This is a genomic window from Prodigiosinella confusarubida (genome assembly GCF_002847015.1).
GTDB classification, from domain to species: Bacteria; Pseudomonadota; Gammaproteobacteria; order Enterobacterales; family Enterobacteriaceae; genus Prodigiosinella; species Prodigiosinella aquatilis.
On record NZ_CP025085.1, the window covers coordinates 395,517 to 411,040 of the forward strand.

The following is a 15,524-nucleotide window of genomic DNA, read 5'->3' on the forward strand; positions in this document are numbered from 1 at the left end:
AAAACCGCCTCATTCAGTCAGTAAAGATACGCAGTGCTGATAAACATCGGCTGCGTGGAGATCCGCCAGATTGCAGCTATTTTCCGGGCGGCAGATCTGCTGATTGTTACCATAACCACCAATCAGCCCGGGGTCAGTCGGACCATACAGCGTGATGTTGGGACGATCCAGCGCAGCCGCCAAGTGGCTCAGCCCCGTATCTACAGAGATGACAGCTCGCGCGCCCGCCAGCACCGTCGCCACCTGCTCCAGGTTAAGCCGAGGCAAAACATCCACATACGCGAACCCTTCTGCCAGCCGTCGTGCGCGCTGATGCTCATGTTCCGCGCCCCATGGTAGTTTGATACGCAATCCACTGGGTTGTAGCAACGCTATCAATTCGCGCCAGTGTGACTCCGGCCAGTGTTTTTCGTCACGGGTGGTGGCGTGCAGGAAAACCAGATACTGGCCGGCATCCGTCGGCAGGGAAGAAAGAAACCGCGAAGCGATAGCATAATCACCGGTTTCTGTCGGTCGACGATAATTCAAACTGACAGCAAACAGCTCACGGATACGCTCTACCGCGTGTTGTTGCCGGTCAATAAAGTGACGATATTGGTAAAACCAGCTGGCAAGCGGTTCGCGGGCACTTTTCCAGTCCAGCCCATGCTTATTACCCCGCGCCAGACGGGTGACCAGCCCCGCGCTTTTAATCAGCCCCTGAGCATCAATTACCGTATCGTAACGTTTTTCTCGCAGTTGCTGCTTGAAATCCGCTCGTTCCTGACGGATAGCGGCACTGAACCAGTTCTTGCGCCAGCGCCGCAGCGCCACCGGGATAACCCGATCAACGGCAGGATGCCAGGCAGGGATCTGGGCAAAACCTTCTTCTACCACCCAGTCGAACTGAATGCCGGGAATCACCTGCATCGCATCCGTTAAGGCCGGCAGCGTATGCAGAACATCCCCCATCGAGGAAGTTTTAACAATTAACACCCTCATGCCTTTTCCCCGAGCGAGGGCAGATAACGGGCTAATGCTTCCAGCACCCGTTCTGGCTGAATATCAATCAGGCTCTGATGATAACCCTGTTCGGCATCACCCTTGCGTACCCGGTGATAACCGCTAATCAAGCGAATCACCTCCGCCTGATGCGACAACGGCGGCGTAAAATCAGGGCTACTGGGCCCGTACAACGCCACCAGTGGCCGATTCAGCGCCGCCGCCACATGCATTAATCCGGAATCATTACTGACGACGGCATGACAGGCGGCAATCAACACCACCGCCTGATCCAGCGACGTTTTCCCAGCCAGGTTAATACAATATTCCTGGGCGGTATCCGTCAGTGACTGACAAATATCCTCACCCGCCTGATGGTCATTGGCGGATCCGAACAACGCCACCTGAAATCCCCGGTCAATCAGCGTTTGCGCCAGCGCACCGTAGTGATAATGCGGCCAGCGTTTGGCCGGGCCAAATTCAGCACCAGGGCAAAAACCGACCAACGGACGAATGTCAGGCAGATTAAAGATAGACGTCACCTCCGCAATCTCTTCATCACCAACCCGCAATTGCGGCCACAGTAATGGTTGCGGCACGTCACTGGCAGCGCGGATTCTCTTCCTGTCATAAGCCAACGCCACATAACGTTGAACCATCAGTGGAAAGGCGGCTTTATTCAGCACCCGCAGATCGTTAAGCAGACCATAGCGCATCTCTCCGCGCCAGCCGATTCGCCGGGGAATAGCAGCGAAAAAAGGCACCAGTGCGGATTTTAATGAGTTAGGTAACACATAGGCGCGATCGTAGTGGGTATGGCGCAGTGAGGCACCTAAACGGTAGCGCTCACCCAACGCCAACGCCCCATGTCCCAATGGCATCGACAGTGCCTGGTGAACCTCAGGCATCCGCGCCAGTAATGGACGGCACCAGTCCGGTGCCATCACGTCAATGATGGCATCCGGATGTTCGGCTTTCAGGGTGCGGTAAAGACTGTGCGACATCATCATGTCGCCGACCCAGGAAGGTCCGATAACCAGAATTTTCATACCGTTGACAATTCCTTACGGCAAGCGAGATTACGCGCTGCGGTTCAGCCAGGCCATATAGTCGGCTACACCTTCTGCCACCGTTTTGAACGGTTTATCGTAACCGGCCGCACGTAGTTTGGTTAAATCCGCCTGAGTATAAGCCTGATAACGGCCTTTCAATTTTTCCGGGAAGGGAATGTATTCCACGCTACCTTTTTTGTGGAAATCCAGTACCGCATCAGCCACGGCCTGGAAAGATTCGGCACGACCGGTACCACAGTTGAAAATACCGGAAACGCCGTGCTGCCAAAACCACAGATTGACCGCCGCGACATCGCCCACATAGACGAAATCGCGTTGAAAGTTTTCACTGCCGGAAAACAGCTTCGGGTTCTCACCCTGATTAATCTGGTTGTTCAGATGAAACGCGACACTGGCCATGCTGCCTTTATGCCCTTCACGTGGACCATAAACGTTGAAATAACGGAAACCACAAATCGGGGAATCAGCCTGCGGCAGAATATCACGCACATACTGGTCGAACAGGAACTTGGAATAGCCATAAACATTCAACGGCTGTTCATACTGGCGCTCTTCAACAAAATGGTCATTGCGTCCACCGTAGGTCGCGGCGGAAGAGGCATACAGAAACGGGATGCCACGTTCCATACAGTAATGCAACACGTCTTTGGAATACTGATAGTTGTTATCCATCATGTATTTACCATCCCACTCGGTGGTGGACGAGCAGGCGCCTTCATGGAAGACGGCATCAATATCACCCAGATCATCACCCGCCATGATATTGGCGATAAAATCTTCTTTATCCATATAATCGGTGATATCCAGATCAACCAGATTAACGAATTTGGTGCCATCTTTCAGGTTATCGACCACCAGAATATCCCGATGACCAGCGTCATTCAGGGCCTTAACGATATTGCTGCCAATGAAACCGGCACCGCCAGTAACGATAATCATGGGAATTACCCTTGTTAAACTTGCTGGTAGAGCACCACGCCCTACACTGTCTATGATGGCTATAATAGCATTTCATTTTGCTGCAAGCAGCCCGGCGTTACTTTCTCTTGCTTTACCTCATACAACGCACTATCTCTCTCGTGACCCAGTTTGCATTTTTCCAATCCCTCACCCGTCAGAATAGTGTTTTTCCATTACTTTATGACCTAAATGAAAACGGGCTATTCCTGGGAGAATAATTACTTATGCCATCCTCTTTCTATCAACAAATTACCGCGCAATTAATGGCCGCCCGCACCGAAGGGCTGTTCAAAGAAGAACGCATCATCACCTCCGCCCAGCAGGCAAAAATTACCGTGGCAGACAGCGGTGAAGTCATCAACTTTTGCGCTAACAATTATCTGGGTCTTGCCAATCACCCCGCGTTGATTGAGGCAGCGAAAACCGGGTTGGACAGCCACGGCTTTGGTATGGCGTCAGTGCGTTTTATCTGCGGCACACAGGATATCCACAAAACACTGGAGCATCGTCTGGCGACATTTCTGGGTATGGAGGACGCCATCCTCTATTCTTCCTGCTTTGATGCCAATGGAGGATTATTCGAAACACTGATGGGGCCGGAAGATGCCATTGTTTCCGACGCCCTGAACCACGCCTCCATCATCGATGGGATCCGACTGTCCAAAGCTCGCCGTTACCGCTATGCCAACAACGACATGAACCAGTTGGAAGCCCGACTACAGCAAGCAAGAGCAGATGGTGCCCGGCATATCATGATTGCCACTGATGGCGTGTTTTCCATGGATGGCGTGATCGCTAATCTGCGCGGTATCTGCGATTTGGCGGATCGCTATGATGCGTTAGTGATGGTAGATGATTCTCATGCGGTCGGGTTTGTGGGGGAACGAGGTCGCGGTACCCATGAATACTGCCAGGTTATGGACCGGGTCGACATCATTACCGGTACGCTGGGGAAAGCCCTCGGGGGTGCATCCGGCGGCTATACGGCTGGACGTCGTGAAGTTATCGAATGGCTACGCCAGCGTTCACGGCCTTATCTATTCTCCAATTCGCTGGCGCCGGCTATTGTCGCAGCATCTATCAAGGTATTGGAACTGCTAGAGGAAGGACAGGAATTGCGCCAGCGTTTATGGCAGAACGCCAGCCTGTTTCGCCAGAAGATGACTGCCGCTGGCTTTACATTGGCAGGAGCCGATCACGCCATTATTCCGGTGATGCTGGGTGAGGCCCAGTTAGCGCAGGATTTTGCCGCGGCACTGCAACACGAAGGTATTTATGTTACCGGCTTCTTCTATCCGGTGGTTCCCAATGGACAGGCTCGCATCCGTACCCAGATGTCTGCGGCCCATACGCCACAACAAATTGAGCAGGCAGTGGATGCGTTTATCCGGGTGGGCACACGTCTGGGTGTGATTAACTGAGAGAATAATCATCATGAAAGCATTGGCGAAACTACAGCCGGAACCGGGAATATGGATGACGGACGTCCCTAAACCGGAACCGGGACATAACGATGTGATGATCAAAATCCGCAAAACCGCCATCTGCGGTACGGATGTGCATATTTATAACTGGGATGAATGGTCGCAGAAAACCATCCCGGTCCCGATGGTGGTAGGTCATGAATATGTCGGCGAAATTGTGGCTATCGGGCAGGAAGTGGATGGTTTTCACATTGGCGATCGAGTCTCCGGAGAGGGACATATCACCTGCGGTTACTGCCGTAACTGCCGGGCCGGACGTCGCCATCTGTGTCGTAACACCATCGGTGTGGGCGTTAATCGTCCGGGTGCATTTGCTGAGTATCTGGTCATTCCGGCGTATAACGCTTTTCGTATTCCAGATAATATTCCCGATGATATTGCCGCCATTTTTGATCCTCTGGGTAACGCGGTACATACCGCACTGTCATTCAACCTGGTGGGAGAAGACGTACTGATTTCCGGTGCCGGACCGATTGGTGTCATGGCCGCCGCGATTTGCCGTCATGTCGGTGCTCGTCATGTGGTAATAACTGATGTGAATGACTACCGACTGGGGCTGGCCCGTCAGATGGGTGTCAGCCGGGCAGTGAATGTCGAACGTGAAAAACTGACTGATGTGATGCAGGAACTGGGTATGTCGGAAGGGTTTGACGTCGGTCTGGAAATGTCTGGTGCACCGACAGCGTTTCGCACCATGCTATCGGTAATGAACCATGGTGGTCACATCGCCATGCTGGGCATTCCGCCACAGGCCATGTCGGTAGACTGGAGTGAAATCATTTTCAAAGGGTTGATGATAAAAGGCGTTTATGGCCGTGAGATGTTTGAAACCTGGTACAAGATGTCCGCGCTGATTCAGTCAGGACTGGATCTCTCACCCATCATTACCCACCGTTTTACCATTGATGAGTTCCAACAAGGTTTTGATGTGATGCGCTCCGGCCAGTCCGGGAAGGTTCTCCTTAACTGGGATTAACGTTGATGAACGCCAACCGGGCTGCTGCAAGAAGTAGCCCGGGAAATTTATTCCAGCCAGGTTTGCCAGCGCTGTTTGATATAGGTTCCCACATCACTTTGGCCGATGCCTTCTTCCAGCTGTCTGAAGACTTTTGCCTGCGATACCGGTGATAGCGGCCGTTTGACATAGCATTGTCTCACCGGGTGGAACACCGACTTCGACGCAGTGATAATCGGCATCGGCTCATAATACCGTTCCGATTCGTTCAGCAACTGGCTTGGCCGCACCAGCACGATATCTGCTGGCAATGTTGGCAACATCTGCTGCAAAACACGAATGGTCGCAGGACGCGGATGACCGATGGCAATTGCGGAGCCGCGACGTCGGGCAATATCAATCGCACGCATAAACTGGCGGCGGATATCCGCCTCATTCTGCGTATCATCCAGAAAGACGTTACGTTTAATCACCTTGATGCCCGTACCCTGTGCAGCGCGACTGGCCTGGCTGTTGCCAATGGTCATGCTGTCCAGGAAATAGAGTTGATACGCGGCCATGGCCTGCATCACTTTTTGCATCCCTGACAGGCTGGACGTCATGGCGCTGCCCATATGATTGTTCAAACCAACCGCGTAAGGGACATGGTTAACCGCTTCCCGCAGGATGCGTTGAATCTCTGCACTGCTCATATCGGGACGGAGCGTATCTCGCTCCAGAGGTTGCCGACTTATTGGTTCCATTGGCAGATGAATCAAAACTTCCCGCCCTTGACGGTGAGCTTCAATCGCCATCTTGCGGGCATAAGGCGCATTGGGCAGAATCGCGATAGAAACAGCCGTTGGCATGGCCAGCACCTGGTTTTCGTTATGCGGTCGGTAACCGAAATCATCAATGACGATAGACAGTTTTCCCGCCCAAACGGGCTGAGCCAGCAAACAGATGCAAATAAAAGACACAACGCGTGAGGCTAGCGGATTCAAGGAGTTACCTTCCTAACCATGGGAGTGGGTTTACCGCCCGCCCTTGGCGTCGAATTTCAAAATAAAGCGCAGGCTGACTTTGCCCACCACTGGTACCAACCAGCGCAATCGGCTGACCGGCCTTGACCTGCTCACCCACCTTCACCAACGCACTCTGGTTATAACCGTAAAGGCTCATATCGCCTTTGCCGTGATCAATCACGACAACCAACCCGTATCCCTGCAACCAATCAGCCATCAGCACACTGCCAGCAGCAATAGCTTTTACCTCGGTTCCTTCTGCGGCGGCAATCACCAACCCTTTCCAACGCAGCTCACCCCGGAGTGGTTCGCCGAAATGGTGCAACATACTGCCCCGTACCGGCCATATCGCCTGACCCGCCGGTTTACCCAACCCACCGATACGCGCCATAAGAGAACGTTCGTTTTCAGTGGGTTTGTAGCTGGAGCCACTGCGCTTGGCCTGTTGCTCTTTTTCCCTGACACGGGCAGCTTCTCTGGCCTCCCGCTCCTCGCGTGCCTTTGCTTCCCGCGCTGCACGGGCTATCTGGTCGCGCAGACGGATTTCATTCTGCCGGAGTTCAGTTAGCTGCTGCTGGTCTTTTTTCAGAGAAGTTTCCAGACTACCCAACGTTTTTTGACGCTCACTTCTCGCCTGCTCCAGTGTTTTCTGTTGCTGCTGTTGGTTACCAAGAAGATCTTTTTGCTGCAACTGCTTCTGTTCCAACTCCTGCTTTTCGTCCGCCAGTTTCGTCCGCGTCTGTTGCAGGTCAGTAATGGATTGCTGGCGAGCTTTATTCAGATAGTCAAAGTACGCCAGTATGCGTTCACTTCGTTGACTTTCTGCGCCGCTGAGAATCAGTTGAAAGGCGCTGTGTTGGCCCTGCCGGAATGCGGCGTCCAGTTGTTGCGCCAGGATATGTTCCTGGGTCTTCTGCTGTGCCTGCAGTTTGGTAATAGAAGCATTCAGTGCGCTGATATCTTTATTCAGACCTTCCAGCGTATGGCGGGTTTCACGTAATTGACGAGAGCTGTAAGCAATGGACTGTTCCTGCTTTTTCAACTGTTCCAGCAGGGCGCTACGTTGTTGCTGCTGTTGTTCAACGCTTTTCTCTTTTTCGGCAATGTTTTGCTGAATAGACTTGAGCTGTTGTTGATTATCTTTACTCCAGCCACTGCATGGAAGTAATAATACGCCAACGCAAAGCGCACTGGCGCAATGGATTAGCAACTTATTACACCCTGTTGCTCGCAACTGTACACAGAACGCTTCTTTACTCATGACGAAAGATTATTCCACGATGAACAGCAGCTTACCAGTTGTCTCGCTCTGGATTTCTATTTCCATACGTGACAAGCCTTTTCCGTAGTGAGGTGCATCCACCAGACTTCAGACACATCAATAATAGATAAATGGGAGGGTCTACGCATAAAATGAGCCATCTGGCCGGTTTTATGCCAGTGTTTTATGTCTTGCGCCGCAGATTCAGTATGCGATGTTGGCTTACTGGCTGTAATTGCGGTATCGCGCAGGTATACTCAGAAACCTTATATTTGTTGCTTAACTAAATTTCCGGAGTCGTTACACCCCATGCAAGATATTATGCCATTCATTAGCAAGCACTCAATCCTGGTCCTGGCCTGGGTTGGCCTGCTGGTTGCCGTCATTGTGCTTACTGTGAAAAGTAGCCTTTCCAAGGTAAAAGAGGTGGTTCGTGGTGAAGCGATCCAACTGATTAACAAAGAAGATGCGATTGTGGTCGATATTCGCAATCGTGATGACTATCGTCGCGGGCACATTGCCAATGCGATTAACCTGATCCCCAACGACATTAAAAGCGGCAATCTGGGTGAGCTGGAAAAACATAAGTCTCAGCCAATCATTGTGGTCTGCGCCAATGGCCTGTCCTCCCGAGAATCGGCGGAAAACCTGCTCAAGGCGGGTTTTGTACGCGCGATGACGCTCAAGGATGGATTGACCGGCTGGAGTGGTGAAAACCTTCCGTTGGTCCGCGGTAAGCAATGATGTATGACGGCCAGGTAAAGGCTATATGCAGGACTAGACTATAACAATAGGTTGGCGTCTACTCCCTGTACCTGTATAGGGTGAAGCACGTCAAGGAAATCTAACAAAGGGTATTATTTAACATGTCTGAACAAAACAACGTCGAAATGAACTTCCAGATCCAGCGTATTTATACCAAGGATATCTCTTTTGAGGCACCAAAAGCGCCTGCCGTATTCCAACAAGAATGGCAACCGGAAGTAAAACTGGATTTGGATACCACTTCAAGCCAATTGGCTGACGATGTTTATGAAGTTGTGCTGCGCGTAACTGTTACCGCCAACCTTGGCGAAGAAACCGCGTTTCTGTGTGAAGTTCAACAGGGCGGCATTTTCACCGTTGAAGGACTGGAAGGTACTCAACTGGCGCACTGTCTGGGAGCTTACTGCCCGAATCTCTTATTCCCTTACGCACGCGAATGTATCACCAGCCTGGTGTCCCGCGGGACTTTCCCACAACTAAATTTGGCACCGGTCAACTTCGACGCACTGTTCATGAACTATCTGCAACAACAGACAGATGATGAAAGTGCGGCACCGTCTCTGGATGCCTGATGAACGCTGTTGAAGCTTCCATGACCGTGATTGGTGCCGGTTCCTACGGCACCGCTCTGGCTATTACACTGGCTCGTAATGGTCACCGGGTTGTGCTCTGGGGGCACGATCCGGCGCACATTCACGCCTTGCAAACCGCTCGCTGTAATCAGGCGTTTCTGCCGGATGTTCCCTTTCCTGATTCGTTGCAACTGGAAACCGATCTGACTCGTGCCCTGGCGGCCAGCCGCAATATTCTGGTTGTGGTACCGAGCCACGTGTTCGCTGACGTATTGCGTCAAATTAAGCCGCACTTACGCGCCGATGCGCGCGTGGTATGGGCAACGAAAGGACTGGAGGCGGAAACGGGTCGTTTGTTGCAGGATGTTGCACGTGAAGCGCTGGGAAACGATATTCCACTGGCTGTCGTATCCGGGCCAACCTTCGCCAAAGAGCTGGCCGCGGGGTTACCGACAGCCATAGCACTGGCAGCAACAGATCGTGAATTTGCTGATGATCTGCAACTGTTACTGCACTGCGGCAAAAGTTTCCGGGTCTATAGCAATCCTGATTTTATTGGTGTACAGCTGGGGGGCGCGGTAAAAAACGTGATCGCCATCGGTGCCGGGATGTCAGATGGCATGGGGTTTGGTGCCAATGCCCGTACGGCGTTGATTACCCGTGGTTTGGCAGAAATGACCCGATTGGGTGTCGCATTGGGCGCCGATCCCACCACCTTTATGGGAATGGCCGGACTCGGTGATCTGGTATTGACCTGTACCGATAATCAATCGCGCAACCGCCGCTTTGGCATGATGTTGGGACAAGGCATGGATGTGGATAGTGCCCAGGCCCAGATAGGTCAGGTGGTTGAAGGTTATCGGAATACCAAAGAAGTGATGGCGCTCGCCCAACGTTATAACGTAGAAATGCCGATTACCGAGCAACTCTGGCAAGTTTTATACTGCGGTAAAGACGCTCGTGAAGCCGCGCTGAGTTTACTGGGACGAGCCAGTAAAGATGAAAGTCCCCATGTATAACACGACAACACTGATGGGCTTCCGCGAGATGGTCCAATAGTATTTCTACCTGAGCGTAAGTAACCGATTAGCGTGGGATGTAGGGTATTTCAGAGGGTTGATGCAATGTCACATGAAGAACTGGAACTGGTCTGGCGAAACATTAAGGATGAAGCCCGTTGTTTAGCTGACTGTGAACCTATGCTGGCAAGCTTTTTTCATGCCACCTTGTTAAAGCATGAAAATCTGGGAAATGCCTTGAGCTATATGCTGGCAAATAAGCTGGCAAACGCTATTATGCCGGCCATTGCCATCCGTGAAGTAGTGGAAGAGGCATACCATGCAAACCCATCAATGATCATGTCCGCAGCCCGGGATATTCAGGCAGTATGTCTGCGTGACCCGGCGGTAGATAAATATTCCACCCCATTGCTGTACCTGAAAGGCTTTCATGCCTTACAGGCCTACCGTATCGGCCATTGGTTATGGAAGCAGGATCGTCAGGCATTGGCCATCTATTTCCAGAATCAGATTTCCGTGTCATTTGGCGTAGATATCCATCCGGCAGCCCATATCGGTTGTGGCATCATGCTGGATCACGCCACCGGCATCGTGATTGGTGAAACGGCTGTGGTGGAAAATGATGTTTCCATTCTTCAGTCCGTTACCCTCGGTGGTACAGGTAAAACCAGCGGTGACCGTCATCCCAAGATCAGAGAAGGTGTCATGATCGGTGCTGGCGCCAAGGTTCTGGGAAATATTGAGGTGGGTCGCGGTGCCAAAATTGGCGCAGGTTCGGTGGTATTACAGCCGGTTCCGCCCCACACCACCGTCGCAGGTGTTCCGGCCCGTATCGTCGGCCGTCCAGACAGCGATAAACCCGCCATGGATATGGACCAGTATTTCAACGGCACCAATCGTAGCTTCGAATATGGTGATGGTATTTAATCCAACGACCGATTAAGTCTGCTTTTCTATCTGACCATCCGAAACCGGGTGGTTTTTATTTTAAAGTTAAAAACCCTTCTAAAAAAACCAGGAGTCAGATCATCTGTCGAATTTCAGTATTGGAGGCTATTACCTTTGGCATCAGTAAACGACCAACGGCTGTCTTTTCAGGTGAAATGCATTCCCGACACTTATCACAACGACAGTGTGTTTTTTACCTGGCTGTGAGTTTTAACCATTCACACGCCGATTACCCGAACACAAGTGGACAAGTGGTTTAAATTAATACAAATGTAAACCATGTTGGCTGAAATTCATGCGGTAAAATCTATTACAATAGCGCCTTATACTACGTGTTATTGAGTGAGTCACACTTGTGCCATTACTGATTCTTACTACCATTCTATGGGCTTTTTCATTCAGTCTGATAGGTGAATATCTTGCCGGTCATGTGGATAGCTGGTTCTCCGTGCTGATGCGTGTTGGCCTGGCCGCTCTGGTCTTTCTGCCTTTTCTGCGCTGGCGCGGATATCAGCCTAAAGTCATTGGGTTATATCTGTTAGTGGGCGCATGTCAGCTCGGCATTATGTATCTATTTGTATTCCAGGCTTATCTCTACCTGTCAGTACCGGAGTTTCTGCTATTCACCGTGATGACCCCCCTTTATGTCACGCTGATTTACGATCTGCTGGGGCGTCAGCGTCTGCGCTGGGGCTACGCACTGAGCGCCCTGCTGGCGGTACTGGGCGCGGCGGTGATCCGCTACGATAGCGTCAATGGACAATTCTGGTGGGGATTGTTGCTGGTACAGGCGGCGAATATCTTTTTTGCAATGGGACAGGTGGGCTACAAACGTCTGATGGAAGTCTACCCCATGCCGCAGCACAGTGCATTTTCCTGGTTTTATCTCGGTGCACTGGCGGTTTCCGTGGTGGCCTGGTTACTGTTTGGTAATCCCCATAAACTCCCCACCACATCATTGCAGTGGGGTGTGTTGATTTGGTTGGGCATTGGAGCATCTGGCCTGGGATATTTCATGTGGAACTATGGTGCGACACAAGTGGATGCCGGCACGCTCGGCATTATGAATAACTTTCATGTCCCGGCCGGACTGCTGGTGAACTTTGCCATCTGGCAGGAACAGCCTCACTGGCCGAGATTTATCGTTGGTGCCGCTATCATCATATCTTCGTTATGGGTACACCGGCGCTGGGTCGTGAAGCGTCCCGCACAAACGGCAGATGCTCACAGGCATGCTGACGCGCGGAACGAATAAACGCCTCAATAACCGGTTGGCGCTGCTCGCCATCGCGTACAGCGGCGTACAATCGGCTCCATAAACCTTCTCCCAGGGTTTTGGTCACAATCAAACCCTGGCGTTCAAAACTTTCCACTACCCAATGTGGTAGCGCAGCAATCCCCATGCGAGCCGACACCATCTGAATCAGCAATAACGTATTATCAACACTTTTCAGCGACGGGCTGACACCAGCCGGTTGCAAGAAATGACGCCAGATATCCAGCCGCTGCCGCTGTACCGGGTAAATCATCAGCGTTTCCTGACTCAAATCTTCCGGCACAATGCGCTCTTTCGCTACCAGCGGATGATCCGGAGCAAGCACCAGACGAACCTCAAAATCAAATAACGGCGCATAGAACAAACCACTGCGCGGCAAAATATCAGAGGTCATCACCAGATCCAGTTCCCCCTGTTGCAGGGCCGGTTGCGGATCAAAGGTCACACCGGATTTGAAATCCATCACCACCTGTGGCCAGCTCAGATGAAAATTTTCCAGCGCCGGGGTCAACCATTGAATACAACTATGGCATTCAATCGCCAGTCGCAATGTAGTCTGATGCGGCTCATGACAAGCTTGAAGCGCTTGCTGTATCTGCGGCAATACCTGCTCGGCCAGCAGCAGCAGAATTTCACCCTGAGGTGTAAACCGTAGCGGCTGGCTCTTACGGACGAATAACCGAAATCCTAAACGTTGCTCCAAATCGCTGAACTGATGTGACAGAGCGGATTGCGTTTGATGAAGCTGTGCGGCAGCAGCGGCTAACGATCCCGTATTGCGCAGAGCCTGCAGCGTCCGTAAGTGTTTAAATTCGATCATGAGAGTCCTTCACAGTGACAGTGAATAAATTGCGCTTGTGCTTAATACACTACCTGCGGATTATAGATGTGTAAACATCTGGACGGCTAAATGGGAATCCAAGCATGACAATTTTAAATCACACCCTCGGTTTTCCACGCGTAGGGCTGCGTCGTGAACTGAAAAAAGCGCAAGAAAGCTATTGGGCAGGTAATACCACTCAGGAATCATTACTGGCAGTTGGCCGCGACCTGCGCGCCCGCCATTGGCAACAACAGAAAGACGCCGGTATCGACCTGCTGCCAGTCGGCGATTTCGCCTGGTACGATCATGTACTGACCACCAGCCTACTGCTGGGTAATGTACCAGCCCGTCATCAGAATGCCGATGGTTCCGTGGATTTGGATACGCTGTTTCGCATTGGCCGGGGCCGTGCACCGACCGGAGAACCCGCCGCCGCCGCAGAAATGACCAAATGGTTCAATACCAACTATCACTACATGGTGCCTGAATTCACCAAAGGGCAGCAGTTTAAACTGACCTGGACACAACTGCTGGATGAAGTAGACGAAGCGCTGGCGCTGGGCCACAAGGTGAAGCCGGTACTACTGGGGCCGGTTACCTACCTGTGGCTGGGTAAAGTGAAAGGTGAGTCATTTGACCGCCTGACACTGCTGAAAGACATCCTGCCAGTTTACCAACAGGTGCTGGCTGAACTGGCGAAACGCGGTATCGACTGGGTACAGATCGATGAGCCTGCGCTGGTGCTGGAACTGGAAGCCGACTGGCTGGCTGCATTCAAGCCGGCTTACGACACCCTGCAAGGTCAGGTGAAACTGCTGCTGACCACCTACTTTGACAGCATCAGCCAGAATCTGGCGACTATCAAGACACTGCCGGTACAAGGGCTGCATGTCGACCTGGTACATGGCAAAGACGACATCGCCGCACTCAATAACCAGTTACCCGCCGACTGGCTGCTCTCTTTAGGAGTTATCAATGGCCGTAATGTATGGCGAGCCGACCTGAACAACTGGTTTGATCACCTGCAACCTCTGGTGGGTAAACGCGCGCTTTGGCTGGGCAGCTCCTGCTCACTGCTGCACAGTCCAATCGACCTCAGCGTGGAAACCCGTCTGGATGATGAAGTGAAAAGCTGGTTCGCGTTTGCCCTGCAAAAATGTCAGGAACTGGCGCTGCTGACCAACGCGTTGAACAACGGTAACGGTCAGGAACTTGTCGCCTACAGCGCTCCTATTCGCGCCCGCCGCACTTCTCAGCGGGTGAACAATGCGGACGTGGCAAAACGTCTGGCGGCCATCGTGCCGCAGGATAGTCAGCGTCTGAGTGCTTATCCGGTACGCGCCAGCGCACAACGTGCTCGCTTCAATTTACCGGCATGGCCGACTACCACCATCGGTTCTTTCCCGCAAACTACGGAAATCCGCAGCCTGCGCCTGGACTTTAAACAAGGTCGTCTGGATAGTCAGAATTACCATATTGGTATTGCAGAACATATCAAGCAGGCGATAGCGGAACAGGAACGTCTGGATCTGGATGTACTGGTGCACGGTGAAGCCGAGCGTAACGATATGGTGGAATACTTCGGCGAGCATCTGGATGGCTTTGTGTTTACCCAGAATGGCTGGGTACAAAGTTATGGTTCCCGTTGTGTGAAACCACCGGTGATTATCGGCGATATCAGCCGCCCTGAACCGATTACCGTTGAGTGGGCGAAGTATGCACAATCGTTGACCGACAAACCGGTGAAGGGAATGTTGACCGGTCCGGTCACTATCCTGTGCTGGTCTTTCCCGCGTGAAGATGTCAGCCGTGAAACCATCGCCAAACAGATTGCATTGGCGCTACGAGATGAAGTGGCGGATTTGGAAAGCGCTGGTATCGGTATCATTCAAATTGATGAACCGGCTCTGCGCGAAGGGCTGCCACTGCATCGCTCTGACTGGAAAGCCTATCTGGAATGGGCGGTAGAAGCCTTCCGTTTGAATGCAGCAGTAGCGAAAGACGACACGCAGATTCACACACATATGTGTTACTGCGAATTCAACGACATCATGGATTCCATCGCCGCGCTGGATGCGGATGTGATTACCATTGAAACCTCGCGTTCCGATATGGAGTTACTGGAGTCATTTGAAGAATTCGAGTATCCGAACGAAATCGGGCCGGGTGTATATGATATCCACTCGCCGAACGTCCCGAGTGTGGCCTGGATTGAAGCGCTGCTGCGTAAAGCGGCACAGCGTATTCCCGCCGAGCGTTTGTGGGTAAACCCGGACTGTGGCCTGAAAACCCGTGGCTGGCCAGAAACCCGTCAATCACTGGCTAACATGGTGGAAGCAGCTAAACACCTGCGCGAAGCACAGGCCTGATGCTGGATATGAACCGGTGATCATGAGTGGGTGC

At 52.1% G+C, this 15,524-nt stretch carries 14 protein-coding genes; 8 read left to right on the top strand and 6 right to left on the bottom strand.

Annotation, left to right across the window (positions count from 1 at the left end):
- Positions 1–9: 9 nt before the first annotated feature.
- Genes rfaC through rfaD form a run of 3 tightly spaced genes read right to left on the bottom strand, consistent with a single transcriptional unit; the run spans position 10 to position 2,993 of the window.
- Positions 10–981, bottom strand: coding sequence for a lipopolysaccharide heptosyltransferase RfaC (gene rfaC / locus CWC46_RS01840; RefSeq protein ID WP_021013863.1), 972 nt, complete (start codon positions 979–981; stop codon positions 10–12).
- Positions 978–2,030, bottom strand: coding sequence for an ADP-heptose--LPS heptosyltransferase RfaF (gene rfaF / locus CWC46_RS01845; protein WP_021013862.1), 1,053 nt, complete (start codon positions 2,028–2,030; stop codon positions 978–980). The genes rfaC and rfaF overlap by 4 nt, the downstream gene beginning before the upstream one ends.
- Before the next feature lie 30 nt (positions 2,031–2,060).
- Positions 2,061–2,993, bottom strand: a complete 933-nt coding sequence (gene rfaD / locus CWC46_RS01850; protein WP_021013861.1) for an ADP-glyceromanno-heptose 6-epimerase — start codon at positions 2,991–2,993, stop codon at positions 2,061–2,063.
- Between the two features lie 245 nt (positions 2,994–3,238).
- Here rfaD and CWC46_RS01855 point away from each other — a divergent pair, with 245 nt between their 5' ends.
- Both CWC46_RS01855 and tdh read left to right on the top strand, forming a co-directional pair.
- Entirely contained in the window at positions 3,239–4,435 is a 1,197-nt protein-coding gene (locus CWC46_RS01855) for a glycine C-acetyltransferase (RefSeq protein WP_021013860.1), read from the top strand.
- Positions 4,436–4,448: 13 nt separating this feature from the next.
- A complete protein-coding gene (gene tdh, locus CWC46_RS01860; protein WP_021013859.1) occupies positions 4,449–5,474 on the top strand; it encodes an L-threonine 3-dehydrogenase in 1,026 nt (341 codons plus the stop codon).
- A gap of 47 nt (positions 5,475–5,521) precedes the next feature.
- On the opposite strand, the gene CWC46_RS01865 is transcribed toward tdh, so the two are convergent.
- Together CWC46_RS01865 and envC are read right to left on the bottom strand one after the other, a co-directional pair.
- A complete protein-coding gene (locus tag CWC46_RS01865) occupies positions 5,522–6,436 on the bottom strand; it encodes a divergent polysaccharide deacetylase family protein (RefSeq protein ID WP_021013858.1) in 915 nt (304 codons plus the stop codon).
- 4 nt (positions 6,437–6,440) lie between these two features.
- Complete coding sequence (envC, locus tag CWC46_RS01870; RefSeq protein WP_021013857.1) at positions 6,441–7,718, bottom strand: murein hydrolase activator EnvC; 1,278 nt, start codon at positions 7,716–7,718, stop codon at positions 6,441–6,443.
- A gap of 309 nt (positions 7,719–8,027) precedes the next feature.
- Between envC and CWC46_RS01875 the strand changes: the two genes are divergently transcribed.
- The 5 genes from CWC46_RS01875 (at position 8,028) to CWC46_RS01895 (ending at position 12,277) form a co-directional block, all read left to right on the top strand.
- Complete coding sequence (locus tag CWC46_RS01875; RefSeq protein ID WP_021013856.1) at positions 8,028–8,462, top strand: rhodanese-like domain-containing protein; 435 nt, start codon at positions 8,028–8,030, stop codon at positions 8,460–8,462.
- Positions 8,463–8,584: 122 nt separating this feature from the next.
- Positions 8,585–9,055, top strand: a complete 471-nt coding sequence (secB, locus tag CWC46_RS01880) for a protein-export chaperone SecB (RefSeq protein WP_021013855.1) — start codon at positions 8,585–8,587, stop codon at positions 9,053–9,055.
- Positions 9,055–10,074 (top strand): NAD(P)H-dependent glycerol-3-phosphate dehydrogenase, encoded by a 1,020-nt coding sequence (gene gpsA, locus CWC46_RS01885; RefSeq protein WP_021013854.1) that lies wholly within the window; start codon positions 9,055–9,057, stop codon positions 10,072–10,074. The genes secB and gpsA overlap by 1 nt, the downstream gene beginning before the upstream one ends.
- Before the next feature lie 105 nt (positions 10,075–10,179).
- Positions 10,180–11,001: a serine O-acetyltransferase gene (gene cysE, locus CWC46_RS01890; RefSeq protein ID WP_021013853.1), complete on the top strand. Its 822-nt coding sequence runs from the start codon at positions 10,180–10,182 to the stop codon at positions 10,999–11,001.
- Positions 11,002–11,377: 376 nt separating this feature from the next.
- Positions 11,378–12,277: a carboxylate/amino acid/amine transporter gene (locus tag CWC46_RS01895; protein ID WP_021013852.1), complete on the top strand. Its 900-nt coding sequence runs from the start codon at positions 11,378–11,380 to the stop codon at positions 12,275–12,277.
- Here CWC46_RS01895 and metR read toward each other — a convergent pair.
- Positions 12,183–13,118, bottom strand: a complete 936-nt coding sequence (gene metR / locus CWC46_RS01900) for an HTH-type transcriptional regulator MetR (RefSeq protein ID WP_021013851.1) — start codon at positions 13,116–13,118, stop codon at positions 12,183–12,185. The two genes, CWC46_RS01895 and metR, sit on opposite strands and share 95 nt — an antisense overlap.
- 104 nt (positions 13,119–13,222) lie before the next feature.
- Here metR and metE point away from each other — a divergent pair, with 104 nt between their 5' ends.
- Positions 13,223–15,490: a 5-methyltetrahydropteroyltriglutamate--homocysteine S-methyltransferase gene (gene metE, locus CWC46_RS01905; protein ID WP_021013850.1), complete on the top strand. Its 2,268-nt coding sequence runs from the start codon at positions 13,223–13,225 to the stop codon at positions 15,488–15,490.
- Positions 15,491–15,524 lie beyond the last annotated feature (34 nt).